This is a genomic window from uncultured Dysosmobacter sp., assembly GCF_947631635.1.
Lineage (GTDB): Bacteria > Bacillota > Clostridia > Oscillospirales > Oscillospiraceae > Oscillibacter.
Window position 1 is genome coordinate 24,178 of the sequence record NZ_CANRMB010000031.1, and the last position, 18,470, is coordinate 42,647.

Sequence of the window (18,470 nt, forward strand, 5' to 3'; positions counted from 1 at the left end):
GGACGGCATATGGAAATGAAGGGATTTCCCACCAGCGCGGATATCTATCTGGAGCTGGACGGCAGAAAGGTGGCGGTGGTGCAGAGCTACACCGCAAGGGCGAGCAAGTCCTCCCAGAGCGTGGAGGCCTTTGGCGAGAGCGAGCCGGTGGCCACCATCGAGGGACAGAAGAAATACACGCTGGAACTGACCCGGCTGTATGCCACGGACGACGCGGTGTCTGACGGTATCAACTTTTATGACCTGCGGGATTTCTTCCTGGTCATCTGCAAGCCGGACCGCAAGATCATTTACAGCGGATGTGAGTGGAGCACCATCCATGAGGAGGGACAGCTGAACGCCATGGTGGCGGAGAAGATCACCGTGGTGGCCTCCAAACGGATCGAGACCCGGGCATGAGGGAGATCGACGAGCTGCGGCCCATGACGGCGGGCCGCCTGCTGGAGCTTTGGCGGGAGAGCCGGGAGCTGGCGGAGGACGGATTGGAGCGAACGCTGCTCTGCAATGCCCGGGTGCTGGCGGCCTGCTGCTTCTTCCAGGGGGAGCCGGTGTACGGCGGCGAGATGGAGGTGCTGGCCGACCTGACGGGACGGCAGATGGAGACGCTGCTGCGGCGTCTGGCAGAGGGCGGCGCTGCCGCGGCATCACGGGAGACGGTGAATCCGGCCTTTGACCGGCAGCGGTTTGAGGCGCTTGGGGGAGTGTGACGGAGATGGACTATATACAGGAGGAATTGGCGCGGCAGAGGCTGGCGCTGGCCCTGCTGATGATGGGCGGCCGGACGCAGGACCCCACGGAAGGACCTCCGGAGACAGGGGAGCGGGAGCCCCTGTTCCCGGAGGGGCAGCGGCGGCCGGCCGAAGGCGGGGCGAGAGACAGGGACGGTCTTTGGCCCTGGCAAAAGAGGCCGGACGGTGCGGCTTTGGAACAGCGCGTTTGGAAGAGAACGGATATGGGACAGGCGACTCCGCAGGAGTGGAGAATGGCTGGAGAAAGCCGTTTGGACCCATGGGATTTTTCGGAGGAGACCTTGGACGGCGGCTTGATGGCGGAGAATTTTGGAGAGCGGCCTGCCCGGGCCGGGGAGACCGGAGTGGCTGGCACCGGGGACCCGGCGGAGCAGGCCGCGCCGCCGGAGAGCGCGGTCCGGGAGCGGACGGTGACGGAGGTCCTGTGGGCAGCGCCGGAGCGGGCGCTGGGGCCGGGAGAGCTGTCCAGAGCATTTCAACGGGACGCCAGGCGCTATGACGGCGGCTTTGTCCTGTACTGAGAGGGGAGACCGATATGAGGCTGACACCCATGCGGTATAAGAATTTTACATGGCCCCATAACCCGGAGATCTACGCGGTGGAGTACCGGCGGCAGGTGGCGGCCCACAAGGTGCCCTTTGGGCGGTGTGTGCTGCAGGACCTGGGCTGTACCTACCGGGTCCTGCGGGGAGAGGGCGTTTTCTCGGGAGAGGGCGCCTACCGGCAGTTTCGGGAGCTGGCGGAGGTGTTTCAGGAGAGCGGACCGGGACTTTTGATCCATCCGGTGTGGCAGGCGGAGCGGGTCTACTTCGTGGAGCTGAAGGTGGAGGAGAAGCCGCTGCCGGACTATGTGCGGTACAGCTTCATCTTTTGGGAGGACTGGAGCGGATACAGCGGCGGACTGACAGAGCAGGACAGCGGCGTTGGGGCCTGGACGGGCGGTCAGGCAGGGACCAGCCGAGGGGAAACCGCTTCAGCGGTTTATACCGTCAAAAAAGGGGATACCCTATGGGGCATCGCAAAGCGGTATGATGTGACGCTGGCTTCGCTGATCGCAGCCAATCCGCAGATCAAAAACCCCAATCTGATCTATCCGGGAGATGGGGTGAAGATTCCATGACGGGACGGATCATTACCAGCGACCACCGTGTATTTGACCTGCCCGCGCCCCTTTCCTGGAAGGTGACGCATACGGGGACGGTGCCATGTGACAGTTACTCCATCACCGTTTTGTACGAGAAGGACATGGCGGAGGCGCTGCATCTGGCGGCGGGATTCGCGGCTTTTGAGAACGGCGAGACGATGCTTCGCGGCATCGTGGATGAATACACGGTGGACTTGGAGGCGGACGGCCTGACGGCCACCATAACAGGGCGGGGGTACGCAGCCCGGCTGCTGGATAATGAGTCCCGGCCGCTGACGTATCAGGACGCGACGCTGGCGGAGATCGTGCGGCGCCATGTGACGCCCTATGGCATCTCCTGCGGAGCCCTGGCGGATGTGCGGGCAAGCTCCGTATACACGGTGGCGGCGGGGAGCAGTCAGTGGAAGGCGCTGGAGGGCTTTTGCCGGACCTACGGCGGCTTCTCGCCCCGGTTCAGCCGGGACGGGAAGCTGCTGGCGGCGCCGGAACAGAACAATGGGAGAAAGCTCCTCATCGGAGATGGGGACCCGGTGCTGTCCTGCACTCTGCGGGAGGACCACTACGGCGTGCTGACGGAGGTGCTGGTCATCGACAAGACCAGAAATGTGTCCTATGACGTGAAAAATCAAGATATGATCAAGCGGGGCGGACAGTGCCGCCGGGTGGTGTATACCCCGGGACAGAGCACCTGGGCGGCCATGCGGTACACCGGAGCGTATCAGATCCAGCGGTCCAGGGAGGACGAGAAGTCCATCGTGCTGCGCCTGCCGGGGAGTTTTCTGGCATGTCCGGGGGATATCGTGGAGCTGGATATGGAGCGGATGGGACTGACGGGGACCTTCCGGGTGGCGGAGGCTGAAAACGAGTTTTCCGCGGAAAAGGGGGCCGCTGTAACGCTGACACTAAAGGAGAGGATATGAGATGTGGCTTTCCAAACAGATGAAGCCCGCTGTGCCGACGGCTGACGCGGATCTGGGCGTGACAACGATCGCCGGGGACAGCGTGGGCGTTATGACCCGGGGCGAGGTGCGGGCGCTGCCGGTCTATGGGCCGGGCGGCTATGTATGGCTGCCGGAGAGCGGCGGGGCGGTGCTGGTGGTCAAGGGCGGCCCCGGCGGCGAGGAGCAGTGCGTGGCCGGAATGAAGCAGCGGCCTATGCCGAAGGGGATGCGGCCGGGAGAGGTCATGGTGTATGGACCGGGGAAGAACTCGATCTATTTGAAGAAGGATGGGACCGTGGTGCTGGAGGGGACGCGGATCGCCGTTGAGGGGGACTTAACGATCAACGGCGTGCCCTATAAGCCCTGTACCTGCGGCGAGTTGGAGGCGTGAGATGGAATTGCAGCTGAGAGATGGGGATTATATCCCCAACGGCGCCGGCGGTCTGCGGCGGGTGACCGGCAGGGAGGCGCTTTTGCAGCGGATGCTGTTCAGGCTGACGGCCCGGCGGGGAAGCTTCCCCTTTTGGGAGGACCTTGGCAGCAGGCTGTGGCAGCTGGGACAGGTACCGGCTGTTCAGCGGCAGAGCGCCGCGAAGCAATATGTGGCGGAGGCGCTGGCGGAGGAGCCTGGACTGCGGGTGGATTCCGTGGAACTGACGGAGACAGGCGATGGTGCGGCGGCGCTGCTGGTGGAGCTGTTCTATGAGGGGGAGCGGCTGACGGCGGCGCTGGACATCCAATTGTGAGGGGGGAGAACGGGTGAAGAGTATCGAAGAGATCTATGGGGCGTTGATGGAGGCGTTTGGCCGGCGGGCAGGGTTTGTGCCGGAGGAGAGTTGTGACCTATCGGTGCGCCTGTGGGCTGCGGCAGCGCAGATCCAGGCATTGGGTATCCAGGCGGACTGGGTGCTGGACCAGAGCTTCCCGCAGACGGCGCAGGGCATTTATCTGGACCGCCACGCGGCCATGCGGGGTCTGGAACGGGCACCGGCATCAAAGGCTGTGGGAGTCCTGCGCTTTTTGGTGGACATGGCGCCTTCCGCAGATATCACGATCCCGGCGGATACGGTGTGTATGACGGCGGAGGAGGTGCGGTTCCGCACGAGGGAGGCGGCGGTTCTGCGGGCCGGGACGCTGTCAGCCGATGCGGCGGCGGAGGCTCTGGAGGGCGGAAGCAAGGGCAATGCCGTGCCGGGAGCGGTGTCGATTTTGACAGCGTGTCCCATCGCGGTGACCGGTGTGACAAACCCGGCGGCCTTTACCGGCGGCAGCGACGCGGAGGACGACGAGACTCTGCGGCAGCGCATTTTGGAGAGCTACCAGAGGCTCCCCAATGGCGCCAACGCGGCATGGTATGAACAGACGGCCATGGGACATGCCGGTGTGGCGGCGGCGAGAGCGGTTGGCAGAGCCAGAGGGATCGGCACGGTGGACGTGTACGTAGCCGGAGAGAGCGGACAGCCGACGGCGGAGCTGCTGGCAGAGCTGCAGGCGGAATTGCAGGAGAAACGGGAGATCGCCGTGGACGTACAGGTAAAAGCGCCGGCGGTCAAAACGGTGGATGTATCGGTGGCGGTGACTGTCCGGGAGGGGGCGGACTTTCCCACGGTCAAGACGGCGGCGGAGCAGGCGGTCATCAATTTCTTCGGCGGGCGGCTGCTAGGACAGCCGGTGCGGCTGGCGGAGCTGGGCAGCCGGATCTACGCGGTGGAGGATGTGATAAATTACCGCTTTTCCGCACCAACGGCGGATCTGGCGGCGGACGACACGGTGCTCCCTATGCTGGGGACGCTGACGGTGACGGAGATGGAGGCGTAACAGATGTATGAACAGTATCTGCGAAACCTGCTGGCGCCGCTGGGCGTCTATGACCTGCGTGCGAACTCCATCAACAGCGCGGAGCTCTATGCGCTGGGCACCGTGCTGGATCTGGTGAACGGACGCATTGAGCACGCGGAGCGGGAGACGTTGACGGCGACGGCAGAGGACGAGGGACTCTCCCGCCGGGAGACACTGTTTGCCCGCCGCCCCGCGGCCGTGACACCGGAGGAGCGGCGGGCGGCCATCGCGGCACTGCTTCAGATCAATGGAGACAGCCTGACACCGGGAGAGATCAACCGGACGATCCGGGGCTGCGGCATCCGGGCCAAGGCGTTGGAGCTGGGCGGCGGGAAGCTGCGGGTGATCTTCCCGGAGGTGGCCGGTGTCCCGGCGGAGTTTGAGCAGATCCAGAAAATCATTTTGGATATTCTGCCCTGTCATCTGGGCGTGGAATTTTATTTCCGCTACCTGACCTGGGCGGAATGCGAGCAGGCAGGCTTTACCTGGGCTGCTGTCAAGGCGGCGGGGCACACCTGGGAGAGCTTTCAGCTGGCGGTGCCGCCGGAGGACTGAGTGAACAGGCTGTCCCGCATAATCGGCGCGCAGATGCACAGAATGAGAGCAATGCATTTTGCTGAAATGGGAGGTATCTGCATATGTTTCAAATCCGCCGCCGGTATGTGGTGATGATCGTGGGACTGGCGCTGGTCCTGTTCATCGCGGGGAATCTATATTTGTTGGACCAAAGGGAGAAGTCTGTGACAACGGTGGGAGAGGCCGCCGTCCCCGCGTCCACGGACAACTGGGGCCTTTCCTTCCAGACGGAGGGAGAAGCGCCTGTGGGCAATGCCAGCGTATCGGACCTGGCCCGGTATGACGCCTATTATCTGGGGGACACCTCGAAAAAGGTGATCTATCTGACTTTTGACTGTGGGTATGAGAACGGATATACGGAAAAGATTTTGGATGCGCTGAAGAAACACAATGCCCCAGCCGCCTTTTTTGTGGTGGGCAATATGATCGAGACGGCGCCGGATATTATCCGCCGCATGGCGGACGAGGGGCATGTTGTGGGAAACCACACCTTCAACCACCCGGATATGTCCGCCATCTCGGAACAGGCGGCCTTCCAAAAGGAACTGGATGACCTGGCGGCGCTTTACCAGGAGACAACGGGGAAGGAGCTGCCGAGGTTTTACAGGCCGCCCCAGGGGAAGTACAGCGAGGAAAATCTGAAACAGGCGCAGGCGCTGGGCTACCGGACGATTTTGTGGAGCCTGGCCTATGTGGACTGGTACGTGGACAATCAGCCTACGGCGGAGCAGGCATACGCCAAGCTGCTGCCGCGCATCCATGACGGCGCCATCGTCCTGCTGCACTCCACATCCAAGACCAATGCGGACATTCTGGACGAGCTGCTGACAAAGTGGGAGGACATGGGGTATACCTTCGCATCCCTGTATGACCTGCCGGCACAGACGCGCTGACTGATGAAAAGCTCCGCCGCGGGGACAGGACCCTGCGGCGGAGTTCCCATGCGGGAAAGCCGGAGGGACGGGGATATGGGAACTGGAAGCATGATGAAAAAGCGAGGAGGGATATCCATCGTTGTATATTTCCATTGAGACAGTGCATGGCGTGGCAAAGCTCCTGGGCAGCCTGACTGTTATTGGCGGAGCGCTGTGGACGCTGTACCGTTTTTTGGAACGGGATAAGAAACAGGGGAAGATCATCCGCGATATCCAGGAGGAGCAGACGCTGCTGTGCTACGGCATTCGGGCGTGCCTGCAGGGACTGGCGGAGCAGGGCTGTGACGGACCGGTCCACGACGCGCTGGACAGGCTGGACCGGCATTTGAACCAAAAGGCACACAGCGAGACGGCGGGATGACCATGGAACAGAGAAAATGGACCATGAGCAAGATCATTGCCCTGGGGATCCTGCTGGTGGATGGGAGCGCTACATACATCGTTCTCGGGCTGTGCGGCATTGCCATCCTGCGGGATTTCAGCGGCGCACTGCCATATCTGACCGCGCTGATCGGGGCGCTCCAGGCGGCCACGGGATATGTGCTGGGGGCTTACTTTCGGAAAAGCGGCAGGGAAAATACCAGGGGCGGCATCGTCTATGACGCCGCGCGAAGCGCTTGGGAGAACAATTTCAATGATTTATAGGGGAGAGTTATGAGAGAACTGATCGTCAGGCGGGCAGCCAATCTGGTGTCCGTCAAATCCATCGTGACACTGGTGCTCACGGGAGTGTTTGCCTATATGGCATATGCTGAGAAGATATCACAGGACTTTATGACCATTTACGCGGTCATTATCGCATTCTACTTCGGCACCCAGAGTCAGAAGGTGCAGGATGCGGTGGACAAGGCGGCGGACAATGGCGGGCTGTGAACAGCTCCTGCGGATCGCCGGGGGAGAGCTGGGCGTCCGGGAATCCCCAGCCGGAAGCAACTGTGTGAAGTATAACACCGCCTACTACGGCAGAGCGGTCTATGACACGGCAGCCGCGAAATACCCGTGGTGTGTGACGTTTATCTGGTGGCTGTTCCAGCAAGCGGGCGCACCGGAGCTGTTCTTTGGCGGGGGGAAAACGGCCAGCTGCGGCACGCTGCTGAACTATGCCGAAACGCACGGCTTGTTCGTGGCTGAAAGGTATCATCCGGGAGATCTGGTGTTTCTGCGCTTTCACAGCAAGGGCGGCCCGGAGCATGTGGGACTGGTAAAAGAGGTGCGGGCCAATGGAGACCTGGTGACCATCGAGGGCAACACCGGCCTGGGGGACGACGCCAACGGCGGCCAGGTCCAGCAGCGGGTGCGGTCCGCGCGGCAGGCAGTGGGAGGATACCGGCCGGAGTATGAGGAGGACGACAAAGTGAAAACATATGAGAAACTAAAGGATGTACCGGAGAAGTTCCGGCCGATCATCGACCAGCTTATGGCTGCGGGGATCATCCAGGGCGACGGCTCCGACCCCAACGGCAACGGCGATGTGATCGGCCTGACCCATGAGCAGGTGCGGACGCTGGTGTTCGTCTACCGGGGCGGCGGCTTTGACCGCCGGCTGGCGGCGGCCGGACTGGACCCGGCTGTGGAGGCGTGAGGAGATCCAATTGCGAAAAGGCAGCTCTTTTGAGCTGCCTTTTCGCATATCTGCCCCGCTGCGGATTCCCTTTTTGCAGGATCTATGATACGATACAACAGCAGAAAAGGAGATGATCCCGATGGAGCAGGAGCACAAGCGGCGCGTTCGGTATAAAGGCACGCACCCACGGAGCTACCAGGAGAAATATAAGGAATTGGACCCGGAGAAATACCGGGCTGATGTGGACAAGATCATCCGAAGCGGAAAGACGCCCGCCGGGATGCATATCCCCATCATGGTGGATGAGATCCTGGAGTTTCTTCAGATCCAGCCGGGACAGACCGGCTATGACGCCACGCTGGGCTATGGCGGGCACACGCGGAAGATGCTGGAATGTCTCCAGGGACAGGGACACCTCTACGCCACAGACGTGGACCCCGTGGAGTCTGAAAAGACCCGGGCCAGGCTGGAGGCACAGGGCTACGGCGCGGACATCCTGACCATCCGGAGGCTCAACTTTGCCGATGTGGACCAGGTGGCTCCCGGCGAGAAGTTTGACTTCGTGCTGGCGGACCTGGGGGTATCCTCCATGCAGATCGACAATCCGGAGCGGGGCTTTACCTTCAAATACAACGGACCGCTGGACCTGCGGCTGGACCCGACCTCCGGCGTCACCGCCGCCCAGCGGCTGCGGGAATTGGACCAGGAGGAGCTTGCGGCGCTGCTGGTGGAAAATTCCGATGAGCCCTACGCGGAGCGGATCGCCGGAGCGGTGATGGGCGTTTTCAAGCGCGGCGGCACCATCGAGACCACGAAACAGCTGGCCTCGGCCGTCGAGACAGCCCTATCCTTCCTACCGCCTGCGGAGCGGAGGGAAGCGGTCAAAAAATCGTGTCAGAGGACGTTCCAGGCCCTCCGCATCGATGTGAACAGTGAGTTTGAGGCGCTGTATGCATTCCTGGAAAAGCTGCCGGATGTGCTGAAGAGCGGCGGCCGGACGGCAGTGCTGACCTTCCATTCCGGGGAGGACCGGATGGTGAAAAAGGCGTTCCGTCAGTTTTACCGGGCGGGGATCTACCGTGAGATCTCGGAGGATGTGATCCGGCCATCGGCAGAGGAGTGTTTTCAGAACCCCAGAGCCCATTCGACCAAAATGCGGTGGGCTATCCGGGCATGAAGGGAGTGTGAGGATATGCTGCGGGATGAGACAATCCGCCGGGTGGTAAAGTTTCGGGATGACAGAAATTGGCGGCAGTTCCATACGCCCAAGGATCTGGCGCTCTCCCTGAGCCTGGAGGCGGCGGAGCTGCTGGAGGTGTTCCAATGGAGCGGCACGGACTTGGAGTGCAGAGAGAAGCAGGGAAGAATCCGGGAGGAGCTGGCGGATGTGCTGAGCTACTGCATTTTGATGGCGGACATATGCGGCTTTGACCTGGATGAGATCATAAATGAAAAAGTTACCCGAAATGAGGCCAAATACCCGGTGGAAAAGGCATGGGGAAACGCGGCCAAATATACGGAGTTGACATGAGAACATTTGCCGGACGGCAAAAGGATGTCTCAAATAAAACCGGCTTGTTTTGACAAGCCGGTTTTGTTTGGGGACGCTGCTGAATCTTGGAGGAACGCCTGTTCACCTGCAAATCCGGCAAGGTGGAGCATGGTCGGAGCCTGGAAGAAGCCCGTCCGGCGTATAAAAGAGCCCTAAGGCCATTTCACCGCCTTAGGGCTTTTTCGCTGAAAGTCATTGTGCCGCAGCGAGCTTGACCATCTACGTTATAAACCGGAAGTTGTCAATATCTTTTCAGTTTCGTCCATGTCCTTTTCAATCAGCGGGCGCATACTGTCCTTGTACTTTGATAGATCAGCACCCCGCAAGCATGATAATATCCTTGGAATATACTGCGGCTTTGCCAAACCTATCTGTGCAAGGGCCTTAACGCACTGTCTGGCTGTAATCGGTTTTTCATCCGTTATATGTGTGAGAAAATCAGATATGATCGCGTCAAAACGGTTTTCCTCATCCCACTGAGCATTTGCCGCAAGAATATACAACACTCGATTTCTTACCAATGATTTTGGATGGTCAAGCAACGAGGCAAAGTCATCAAAATATTCGTACCATTCATCTGTTTCTTGACTTTCTGATATGATTTTATCGGCAAGAGCGCAAGCATATTGATCATCTTTCGCCGTCAGCTTCGCCGCAATATTTTCGTTCATCGCCATCCACCCCCCACAACTTCCGATTTGACACTTTCTGATGGCAAGTATAGCATATCGCTGGAGGAAAGTACAGGGCAAAAGAAAATCGACAAACCCCTGTCGAAGTTTGTCGATTTCTGTATCAAGGAGAAAAAATACTTTCTTACGCAGCCCCGTCCTTTCCGACCGCGAATCCAGCGAAGCGAATCGCGGTTGGGAGCGAAGAAAAAGCACGTCCGGCGTATGAAAAGGCCCTAAGGCCTTTTCATCGCCTTAGGGCTTTTCTGAGCTGTCTTTTGTTGACAAAAAAGATGCAAACTCACAAGTCAAAGGAACTGTGGAATAGGGCAATTCAAATTAATTAGATTGGGCTATTAACTCCAAGAAGCGATGACGTTTGATGTCCATTTGTTTTTTCTGCTCAAAAGGTGTATCGTTTTTTTCAAAACTGCATAGTATTTTTTCGAGATTTAACCCCGAGATTATTATCTGATATATATCTGTATAATAATCTGCAATTAGTTGCAAAAAATCCAAATAACCATCATTACAAAAGTCTATGTAGGATACAGCGTTTAACCTGTCAATGACACTTGGCAAATTGGAAGAAACAATTTTTTCTGTAGCAGTCTTATCTGTTTCAATCAATCTATATAGCGCACATGAATTGACTTCCCAATTATATCCATGTTCACTTACAAGTTCTATGGGAAACCCTTCGTTGAATTTTTTAATAGCAAATTGTGGGGCACTCATTACAAGAAATGGGTACATGACTTGGATGCTGTTTTGATTATTCTCAATAAACCGATATGCGGTTTTGTCATCTCCGATCTGAAGTACTCTGCAAATATGACGCAGTTCCTCAGGCTGATCCCAGTAGTCTCTTGCTGTATTTGCAAGTTTACTAGCCTCTTTAGTATACGAACACCTCACTGAAAAAAATCCGAGTTATCCTCGTTTCCTTCCAGACCGTTAAGCAGGCTTTCCCTCATTTTGGCAGCCGCCTCCGTCGGGGTGCCCTGATAATCGCCGAGCATGGATTCGATGGTGCGGCTGTTCTCAAAAAGCCGCTTCATTTCCTCAAACGGCAGTTCCCTCCGGTCATCGGTATAATGGAACGTAATCACCAGCTTATCGGGGAAAACATAAATCTTGTCGATAAAACTGTCTAACAGGTGTCGCCGTGTGTCAGGGTTGTTGATGTCACCGACGAAGCTGTCCAGATACCGGAGGATGTCTTCCTGCTTCAGGGCATACTTCTTCCTGTTCTGTTCCGCCAGGAGCGCATCTTTCAGCATGATTTTCTGGTTTTCCAGGATATTCATCTGTTCGGACATCGTATCCCCAAAGATTCCTTTTTCAATCGCCTTGATAAGGTTGGCAAGCTTTACATCGACCTCCTTCAGCCTGGCCTGCAGCGAATCCTCATAGGCTTCACTGCCTTCATTCTGGCTTACGTGATAAGCATAGCACATCCCGGAAATCAGGATACGGTATGCAGGCTGCCGGAACAGTTCCTGTATCACATACAGGACGATCATCTCCATGAGTTCCTTGCGCTGGTTCTTCAAGGGGCAAAGATGCCTTCTGTGGTTTTTGCACGAATAATAATGGTACGGGTTGCCAATCTTGTTTTTCCCGCTGAGGCCCTGCATGGCTTCGCCGCAAAGGCCGCAGTAAATCTTTCCGGACAGCCAGTAGTCCTCTATTGTGGTATCCGGGCGGACTTTCCTGACTGCGCCTTTGCCGCCGCGGCTGTTGGCCCGCAGCTTTTCCTGGACTGCGAGGAACATATCGTCATTGACCAGACGCGGTATCCCGTCCGGGATCATGACACTCCCAAATTTGTATTCCCCGATATATGACCGGTTTTTCAGGATGCCGTGCAGCGTGCTAACGGTGAATTCATTTCCTCGGGCAGTACGCAGCCCCGCATCATTCAGGGTATTGCATATCTTCTGCATCGGTACACCCTCTGCGTAGTCCTTGAAGATGCGGCGCACGATGGGGGCCGTATCGGTGTTGACCTGGTATTTCTGGCCCGGCTTTCCTGTGTAGCCAAAAACCTTCCGCCCGTTATACAGAGCGTTCTCCGCGTTGTAGGTCATGCCCCGCATGACGTTTTTCCGGTGCGAGACGATAAACGATGCAGCCATGGCCTCATAGATGCTTTCCATCAGGATCTGCGTGGCCTCATCATCCTCGGGAATGGCTTCCGCGACGTAGGTTATTTTGACGCCGCATTCCCTGAGCCTTTTTTTGGCAAGGACGGCGTCGATCCTGTCGCGGGAAAGGCGGTCCGTCTTCCACAGGATCAGGTAGGCCGGGCGCAGCTTGTCCACCTCGTAGAGCATACGCTGAAAGTCCGGACGCTCATCGCTTGTGCCGGAAATGGCGTGGTCTTCATACTCCTTGACGATGTGGTATCCGTGTGCCTTGGCATAATCATGTGCCGCCTCGCGCTGCTGGTCGATGCTGACGTCACGCTGTGCGCCGGAACTGTACCGGTAGTAGCAGATCGCGCTGTTCCCGGGATTCTGCACAAATCTCCTGGCCGCTCCCATGGCATTTCCCCCTCCCTGATGATAGTCTCTCTGGTTGCTATTTTACACGATTTTTTGCTATTTTTCAAGCTATGCGGCCATAAGCACCTGCGATTCAAAACGGTCAACAACAGCCTGTACTTCCGGCGTGGCCGGACAGTTTTTCAGTCCGCGCACCTGCACGGCTTTACGGTTTTTGATCTCAAGGGTGTAAAACGGTTTATCCATGTTGCTGGATTGCCGTAGGAACAGGATAATACACTCATGTTTTGCCACACGCTCGACGTAAGTGCCAACGCAGTGATGCAACGCCTGCCCCTCGGCGATGATTTCGTCGGGGCTGGACGGCAACACAATCTTCATACCATCCGCCTCGAAGTCCAGATGCCCGGAAATGGCTTTCATCGCAGTGACGAAATCACGGCGGAGCTGGGCATCTGCTTTTATTTTGACTTTGTGGGCGGCACTGTCGTGAGCTTTCTGCAGGTCTTTCGGGAATAAAACGGAATTGCTGTTCAAGTCATATCCCAACTTGCTGCACATATCCAGATAGTCCTTGTACTCTGTGACGAGATCCTGTATTTTGCGGTAACGCTGGGTCTTGTATTGGGTCAGACGGTGCTGGAGTGTCCCGTATTGGGTGTCCAGGTAGCGCATGACCTTATGAGGGGTCATATAGTCCAGAGCCGGTTCGATATCCCGGTCGACTTTCCGTTCCTGCTGCCACATCAGAAGACGCTGACGGTCTTTCAGGCTTTTCTGGCAGTAGCCCTGGAAGATTTTCAATGGGGCTGCGGCTATGTCAATTTCCCGCAGAAAGCCCACATCTTCTGCGCCTACTCTCAGGATTTGGTGGGTCCGGTTCCTGGATTCATCCAGATTCAGACCGTAACTTCTCCCGTAGACCATATCTGATGCAAGACTGTAAAACCCTGTTTTTATCAGATGCTCCAGTCTCGGATGCTTCACATAAGCAGTCAAAAACGGGAGCATCTCCATAGGCTCATGGAAATGCCCGTAGTAGGTCTGAACAGGGCAGTACTGCCAGGGCGTACCGCGTAGGGCCCTGGGAAGGTTCCCGCTGTAGACGTGGCCGCATGTGTCAGCTTCAAAATTGTAATGGTAGGAAAAGGGAACGGGCCTGTTCCCGCGCCTCCACTTTGTCTCCGGATAGGAATAATAATAGCTTTCGCATTTCACACTGCCATCCCGGTCAAGGCGGATGAACTGCCGGGCGTTTTCGTATATCACAGTTCCCGGATTCTCTTTCCGGTAGGAGTGGCGGGCCTTAACGATCCGCACGACCAACTCGCCGCTTTTCGTTCCTTGAATGACCTGAAAAGTCTCGCGGTCGCAGAGATGCCCTGTGCGTCCCTTGGGTTTCATGGTGAGTTCCCGTCCACAATGGGGACAAATACCCCTGGCATTGTGTTTTACACCCGAGAGAGTTGCTTCCTGGCCGCAGGAGGAGCAGGTGCCAGTGGCGCTGCCGCCTCTCGCATGGTTATAAATAAAATAGGCCGGCATAACGTTCCCGAGCGCCCAGTCAGCAAGACCGTGGGGCAGGGGTGGGAGGTGTTTCATCCTGGCTCTGATGATCTTATCCCTTTTCCGTTCCCGCTTCTGGCGGCGATGATTCAGGATCCGGTTCTGCGCCCTGAGCAGCGGCATAAAACCTGAACCGTCGTCGTGAAAATATCGGTTCATGCGCTGCCGGTCACTGGCCGAATAGAACGCGCACCTGTTCACAAAATTCCAACTGTCACCTAATCTTTCAAATGCGGATGCCCGCCAATGAGTTGTACTATCCGACCGGCGGCTAAAGGTGATGTAATCATCCCCTGTCTGGAATACTGTCCAGGTGGGTACAGCATTTCCGTCAGCGGTCTGCTCACGGCTGTAGACGTACAGCACCAGCATCCGGTGATGGTCGATGATCTTAACGGCCGTGCGGACGATATAATCAATCTGCTGTGCTTGCAGCAGACCATGGTTCGGTGGGATGGCCGGGACAGGGTTCTCACTTATAAATCTCCTGATTGCTTTTTTATTCAGCATCGCTTCGCATCCTTCCTTATAACGGCAGGCTCATCTGCTCAAAAACCGCACTCCCGGTTTTGGGGGCGGCAGGTTTCTTTTGTTCGGGTTTCTTTTTGGCTGTCTTGCCCGCGGATGTCTTCTGGGCAGACGGCACATAGGGTTTTGGTACAAACTTTTCATCATTCTCATGATCCTCCTTAACATCCGGATCGTTGAAATAGTCCTCGGCCCACTGGTAGCAGAGCCCGTCCGGCACGTCAAGGCCGTAGACGCCGGTGCGGGCAACGCCGTTATCCTTCATTTCCTGCTCGGCATACTCGCGGGCCTTGCGATTGATATATTGAAAGCAGTTTATCATCGTCTTGGAGGGGTGCATTACACAGCGGGCAAAAGCGGCATTCTCGCGGCATTTGGCCCGGATATGTTCGGCCACTGCATCTTTCATGTTGCGCCGGGTCAACTTTTCCGTATCGGCGCTGACACGCTCCATTGACGCAGCCAGAATGTCGGCATCGCTCATGGCGGCCAGCCTGTCAAGCTGTGCCTGCCGGGCGGCCTTCTTCTCCGCCTGCCGGTCCTCAAACTCGGCTTTGCGTTTGGCTTCAGCAGCCTCGTGGGCCTTCCTGCGTTCGGTTTCTTCCTCCTTATTGGCCGCCGGGGTCAGGTCAATGGTCGGCGGTTCGGATGTTGTCGGGGGCTCCTGTGCGGGTTCAGCGGAAAGAGGAATCGCCTCCGGCACAGGCTGTTCGGGTACAGGTGCCCGCGCGACAGACACTTGCTCCTGTGCGTGGGGCACGCTTTGCGGGGCGGGTATGGGTTCCTGTGCGTGGACTACGTTTTGCGGAACGGGTGCAGGCTTCTGTATATGGGCCGTGCTTTGCGGAACGGGCGTTGTCCCCTGTGCGCGTGGCGCATCCTGACGGCCAGGCGCCGGTGCCTGCGTGCGGGCTATTCCTTGGCAGGCTTCTGCGGCGATATCAGCAAAAAATCCCATTTTGAGACCTCCTCATACATGGATTCAAAAAAAACTGCATGGGTACTGGTTGTATTGTTAAGGGCACAAAAATAACGCCGGTTCCGTTCTCACGGCCGGCGTTGTCCCAATCCTGATTCCTTCAAATGGTATCCGTCTTATGTTTCACCAAAAAACCGCAGACAGTCTCTATCCCTCTGCGGTATCCTGCCCCTGAAGTTCCAGGCCTTTCTCGATGATCGGTACAAGAACTTCCCAGGGGTTTTCGTTCGAATGCTTCCTGAACAGCTCTGCCAGGTACCAGAAATGGTCTCCGGGATGAAAATACCCGATGTTCTCCATGGAGGTGAGCAGATACCCGCAGTCCGCGTTTTCTTCCAGGATTCTGGCGAGATTTTCCGGATCATTCAATTCGGCGCCCATAAAAAATTCCAACTCATCTTTTTCTCCGAACATTTCCCGGATACAGTTTTCCGCAATTTCCAAGCCTTCCGTTGAATAAGCGCGGCCTTCTTGCGTTAGAATGAATACTTTTTTCATAGCTTCTCCTTTTGATACTAATTTTTTGGAGACATAAAACGACAGGGGCGGGGGGAGATTTCCGAGCCGGATAAGTTCCGTTACGGGCTGCTGGCGACAAATTCTATCTGGCGCTCACGCTGTTTATAAATACGACATAGCAGGCGAAATCCCCGATACGCTTACGGAAATTTGGGTCGTCCTCCTCATATCCGAGGGTGTCCCTCCACGCGGCATTCCAGCCCCGCATCTTCAGGTAACGGGAGAGCTGGTTGAATTTGATAATGACCATGTTGTGGCAGGATGTCCGGCTGGCATCCTTATCTGCCTTAACGGTCCTGTCCCACAGGCGCCAGTTGGCACGGAAAGAGGAATACCGGACAGAGGCCTCCACGAGTTCATCATAGAGATCCAGGGCATCCGGGTCGGTGCCGATTTCCGACTCCATTTCCGCGTGGATCCGCACCATTTCTTCCAGGGACAGGCTCCTGGGCTTTGAAAGATAATTGGAATACAGATCCTTCATAACATCACCTCGTTTGATTGTTCTTGTTATGGATGATTATATCACGAAATAAGCAGATACAGGGGAAATTTATACTGTTTTTCCCATCCAAAGATAGGGTTCCACCCACAACATGTAAAGGTCTGTCACTGCCATGTTAATCATGTCCATCGCTGCAGCAAGGCGGTCGCCGGGGAGGTATTCCTCCAGGAGCGGCTTAAACTCCGGAAAGGGCAAATTTTCTGCCAGTTCCCGGAGGGTACCGGGGCTGTAGTCCCAATAGGGGAGGAATATCTGGCTGCGCAGTGTTTTTACCTCCATTTCACTGCCGGGGTCCGGCAGGTTCGGGGCGTATTCGCGTGCCAGTCCCAGGAAGTATTCCTGCGGGTCTTCACACTCTGGGTTCGCCTTGGGCAGTTCGTCCCAGCTTGGGTCGATGTCGTACCGCCTGAGAGCCATCAGACAGTGCCAGGCTGACTGTGCGCTTTCTGTCCGGTCAACCTTAAGCGACAGGCTGGCGCCATCCTTTAACCGTTCGCTTTCCGGCAGAGGTTCCAGTTCATATTTCGTCCCCGCCTGCTCCTGATGGAGCGCAAGGCCCGCCAGGCAGCAAAGGATGTGATCCAGCCGTCCGATGTCTTTCCAGGCAGCGATGTAGCGCCGCAGAATCATGGCCAGCGTTTCCGCCAGCGGCTGATCCTCGCCGCAGCCCTTTATAAAATCATTTCGCCAGAACCGGAACCATTCTGCCTCAGACTCGCTCCGCCGAAAATCCGGCCCTGTCAGGATATCCAGGTACTGTCCCAGCGTCATGCGCAGGCAATGATAGACATCCTTCTGCGGTCGCCTGCCCATGGCCTGATCCAGCAGCATTTCCCCAAGAAGGAGCAGGGCATTGCTGCTCCGGACGCCCCACAGGGGGTGATACTGACTTTCTTCCCGGGAAAGCTCCTGTCCGGAATCACTGTCCTCTGTCAGTGCCAGTTCAAAGGACGGGCAGAAACCACGGTAGCTGTCTATATCCACGCGTGAATCCTCCCAAAACTCTCCGGTCAGTTCGGTCATGGCTTCTACATCGGAGGATCCACAGAAGACATACGCTGCAGGAAGCCCGGCAAACCGCCACACCAGCGCGGCGGCGGCCTCGGGCGAGGAGGCCTTTGACTGTGCCGCCAGTGCCAGGCGCTCATCCAGTGTCAGGCGCGTTCTTTCGTTGTAGCTCATATTTGTCTCCCAACTTCCACGTCAGCGGGTTCCATCTCCCTTGTATGAGAGTCCATCAAACGATGATAAGTATTATCCTGATCCAATTCGTACTTTTGGACCTTACGGGGTTTTTCGCCCCGGGTGAACAGAAACATGCTGTCCAACGGCAGATCCAGCACTGTGGAAGTCAAGCGGTTCAGTTTTCGGGCAAAGTACTCGGCCGTCTCAATATCCGCCCCGCCCAAATACAGGCAATGGTCACAGTTGTTGACGATGGTCTGAGCCCTGGCGTGGCCGTAGAGGCCCTCCAACTGGGACAGGCTCTGTACCACCAGGCTGACGTAGATCTCCCGGGAGCGGATGACCGAAATGATCTTGTCAAAGTCCGGGATCAGTGTATTTGTGGAAAAGTCGTCCAGGATAAAGCGCACCGGGATGGGCAGGCGGCTGTCCGACTGCTTATCCGCGGCGTTCATCAGGTATTGAAGGGCCTGGGTATAAAAGAGGTTCACCAGGCTGTCCTGGCTGCGGTCGGAATCGCTAATGGAGATGAATAGAGCCGTCTTTTCCCGAAGAAAACTCCCCATGTCCACCTGCTGTTTCATACGGAACATCCGCCGCATTCCGGGGTACGCCACCACATCCAGATGTTGGGCCAAAATACCTTTGATACTGGCGTCCATCCTGTCCGCCTTTTCATTCTGACGGATCATGCCGATTTTCCGGGC

25 protein-coding genes are annotated in these 18,470 nt (G+C 57.0%); 16 read left to right on the plus strand and 9 right to left on the minus strand.

Translation table 11 applies throughout. The annotated features are described in order from the left end of the window. The first annotated feature begins 9 nt into the window (after nt 1-9). The 16 genes from Q0Z71_RS13880 to Q0Z71_RS13955 all read left to right on the plus strand — a co-directional run bounded on the left by Q0Z71_RS13880 (nt 10) and on the right by Q0Z71_RS13955 (nt 9,279). Nucleotides 10-399, plus strand: coding sequence for a hypothetical protein (locus Q0Z71_RS13880; protein ID WP_298023995.1), 390 nt, complete (start codon nt 10-12; stop codon nt 397-399). Then, a complete protein-coding gene (locus Q0Z71_RS13885) occupies nt 396-707 on the plus strand; it encodes a hypothetical protein (RefSeq protein WP_298023998.1) in 312 nt (103 codons plus the stop codon). The genes Q0Z71_RS13880 and Q0Z71_RS13885 overlap by 4 nt, the downstream gene beginning before the upstream one ends. Nucleotides 708-712: 5 nt before the next feature. Continuing rightward, a complete protein-coding gene (locus Q0Z71_RS13890) occupies nt 713-1,270 on the plus strand; it encodes a hypothetical protein (RefSeq protein WP_298024001.1) in 558 nt (185 codons plus the stop codon). A gap of 29 nt (nt 1,271-1,299) precedes the next feature. Next, the gene (safA, locus tag Q0Z71_RS13895; RefSeq protein WP_298024004.1) at nt 1,300-1,869 is read left to right on the plus strand and encodes a SafA/ExsA family spore coat assembly protein; all 570 of its coding nucleotides are present in this window, start codon (nt 1,300-1,302) and stop codon (nt 1,867-1,869) included. After that, on the plus strand, nt 1,866-2,813 hold the full coding sequence (locus tag Q0Z71_RS13900; protein ID WP_298024006.1) for a hypothetical protein: 948 nt from the start codon (nt 1,866-1,868) through the stop codon (nt 2,811-2,813). Before safA ends, Q0Z71_RS13900 begins: the two co-directional genes overlap by 4 nt. Nucleotide 2,814: 1 nt before the next feature. Continuing rightward, entirely contained in the window at nt 2,815-3,225 is a 411-nt protein-coding gene (locus tag Q0Z71_RS13905; RefSeq protein WP_298024009.1) for a hypothetical protein, read from the plus strand. Nucleotide 3,226: 1 nt separating this feature from the next. Continuing rightward, nucleotides 3,227-3,580: a hypothetical protein gene (locus tag Q0Z71_RS13910; protein ID WP_298024012.1), complete on the plus strand. Its 354-nt coding sequence runs from the start codon at nt 3,227-3,229 to the stop codon at nt 3,578-3,580. A 13-nt stretch (nt 3,581-3,593) separates the two neighbouring features. Further along, nucleotides 3,594-4,652, plus strand: coding sequence for a baseplate J/gp47 family protein (locus Q0Z71_RS13915; protein ID WP_298024015.1), 1,059 nt, complete (start codon nt 3,594-3,596; stop codon nt 4,650-4,652). A 3-nt stretch (nt 4,653-4,655) separates the two neighbouring features. Next, a complete protein-coding gene (locus Q0Z71_RS13920; protein ID WP_298024019.1) occupies nt 4,656-5,228 on the plus strand; it encodes a hypothetical protein in 573 nt (190 codons plus the stop codon). An 83-nt stretch (nt 5,229-5,311) separates the two neighbouring features. Continuing rightward, entirely contained in the window at nt 5,312-6,142 is an 831-nt protein-coding gene (locus Q0Z71_RS13925; RefSeq protein WP_298024021.1) for a polysaccharide deacetylase family protein, read from the plus strand. A gap of 121 nt (nt 6,143-6,263) precedes the next feature. After that, nucleotides 6,264-6,545, plus strand: a complete 282-nt coding sequence (locus tag Q0Z71_RS13930; protein ID WP_298024024.1) for a branched-chain amino acid ABC transporter permease — start codon at nt 6,264-6,266, stop codon at nt 6,543-6,545. Between the two features lie 2 nt (nt 6,546-6,547). Further along, nucleotides 6,548-6,829, plus strand: a complete 282-nt coding sequence (locus Q0Z71_RS13935; RefSeq protein WP_298024028.1) for a hypothetical protein — start codon at nt 6,548-6,550, stop codon at nt 6,827-6,829. Nucleotides 6,830-6,838: 9 nt separating this feature from the next. Continuing rightward, nucleotides 6,839-7,057, plus strand: a complete 219-nt coding sequence (locus tag Q0Z71_RS13940; RefSeq protein ID WP_298024030.1) for a hypothetical protein — start codon at nt 6,839-6,841, stop codon at nt 7,055-7,057. Continuing rightward, on the plus strand, nt 7,044-7,766 hold the full coding sequence (locus tag Q0Z71_RS13945; protein ID WP_298024033.1) for a CHAP domain-containing protein: 723 nt from the start codon (nt 7,044-7,046) through the stop codon (nt 7,764-7,766). Before Q0Z71_RS13940 ends, Q0Z71_RS13945 begins: the two co-directional genes overlap by 14 nt. Before the next feature lie 112 nt (nt 7,767-7,878). Further along, nucleotides 7,879-8,925, plus strand: coding sequence for a 16S rRNA (cytosine(1402)-N(4))-methyltransferase RsmH (rsmH, locus tag Q0Z71_RS13950; RefSeq protein ID WP_363316728.1), 1,047 nt, complete (start codon nt 7,879-7,881; stop codon nt 8,923-8,925). Nucleotides 8,926-8,940: 15 nt separating this feature from the next. Continuing rightward, on the plus strand, nt 8,941-9,279 hold the full coding sequence (locus tag Q0Z71_RS13955) for a nucleotide pyrophosphohydrolase (protein ID WP_363316729.1): 339 nt from the start codon (nt 8,941-8,943) through the stop codon (nt 9,277-9,279). Nucleotides 9,280-9,524: 245 nt separating this feature from the next. On the opposite strand, the gene Q0Z71_RS13960 is transcribed toward Q0Z71_RS13955, so the two are convergent. The 9 genes from Q0Z71_RS13960 to Q0Z71_RS14000 all read right to left on the minus strand — a co-directional run. Beyond that, a complete protein-coding gene (locus Q0Z71_RS13960) occupies nt 9,525-9,971 on the minus strand; it encodes a SufBD protein (protein ID WP_298024038.1) in 447 nt (148 codons plus the stop codon). Nucleotides 9,972-10,310: 339 nt separating this feature from the next. Further along, nucleotides 10,311-10,889 (minus strand): hypothetical protein, encoded by a 579-nt coding sequence (locus Q0Z71_RS13965; protein WP_298024041.1) that lies wholly within the window; start codon nt 10,887-10,889, stop codon nt 10,311-10,313. Then, on the minus strand, nt 10,886-12,520 hold the full coding sequence (locus Q0Z71_RS13970) for a recombinase family protein (RefSeq protein ID WP_298024045.1): 1,635 nt from the start codon (nt 12,518-12,520) through the stop codon (nt 10,886-10,888). The genes Q0Z71_RS13965 and Q0Z71_RS13970 overlap by 4 nt, the downstream gene beginning before the upstream one ends. Nucleotides 12,521-12,589: 69 nt before the next feature. Beyond that, on the minus strand, nt 12,590-14,557 hold the full coding sequence (locus tag Q0Z71_RS13975) for a PcfJ domain-containing protein (protein WP_298024048.1): 1,968 nt from the start codon (nt 14,555-14,557) through the stop codon (nt 12,590-12,592). A gap of 16 nt (nt 14,558-14,573) precedes the next feature. Continuing rightward, nucleotides 14,574-15,533: a Cas9 inhibitor AcrIIA9 family protein gene (locus Q0Z71_RS13980; protein ID WP_298024051.1), complete on the minus strand. Its 960-nt coding sequence runs from the start codon at nt 15,531-15,533 to the stop codon at nt 14,574-14,576. A 168-nt stretch (nt 15,534-15,701) separates the two neighbouring features. Next, nucleotides 15,702-16,052, minus strand: a complete 351-nt coding sequence (locus Q0Z71_RS13985; protein WP_298024053.1) for a hypothetical protein — start codon at nt 16,050-16,052, stop codon at nt 15,702-15,704. 103 nt (nt 16,053-16,155) lie between these two features. Further along, nucleotides 16,156-16,557, minus strand: a complete 402-nt coding sequence (locus Q0Z71_RS13990) for a hypothetical protein (RefSeq protein WP_298024056.1) — start codon at nt 16,555-16,557, stop codon at nt 16,156-16,158. A gap of 69 nt (nt 16,558-16,626) precedes the next feature. Further along, the gene (locus Q0Z71_RS13995) at nt 16,627-17,760 is read right to left on the minus strand and encodes a hypothetical protein (protein WP_298024058.1); all 1,134 of its coding nucleotides are present in this window, start codon (nt 17,758-17,760) and stop codon (nt 16,627-16,629) included. Further along, on the minus strand, nt 17,757-18,470 hold a 714-nt coding region (locus Q0Z71_RS14000; protein WP_298024061.1), incomplete at its 5' end, for a type IV secretory system conjugative DNA transfer family protein. The genes Q0Z71_RS13995 and Q0Z71_RS14000, both read right to left, overlap by 4 nt.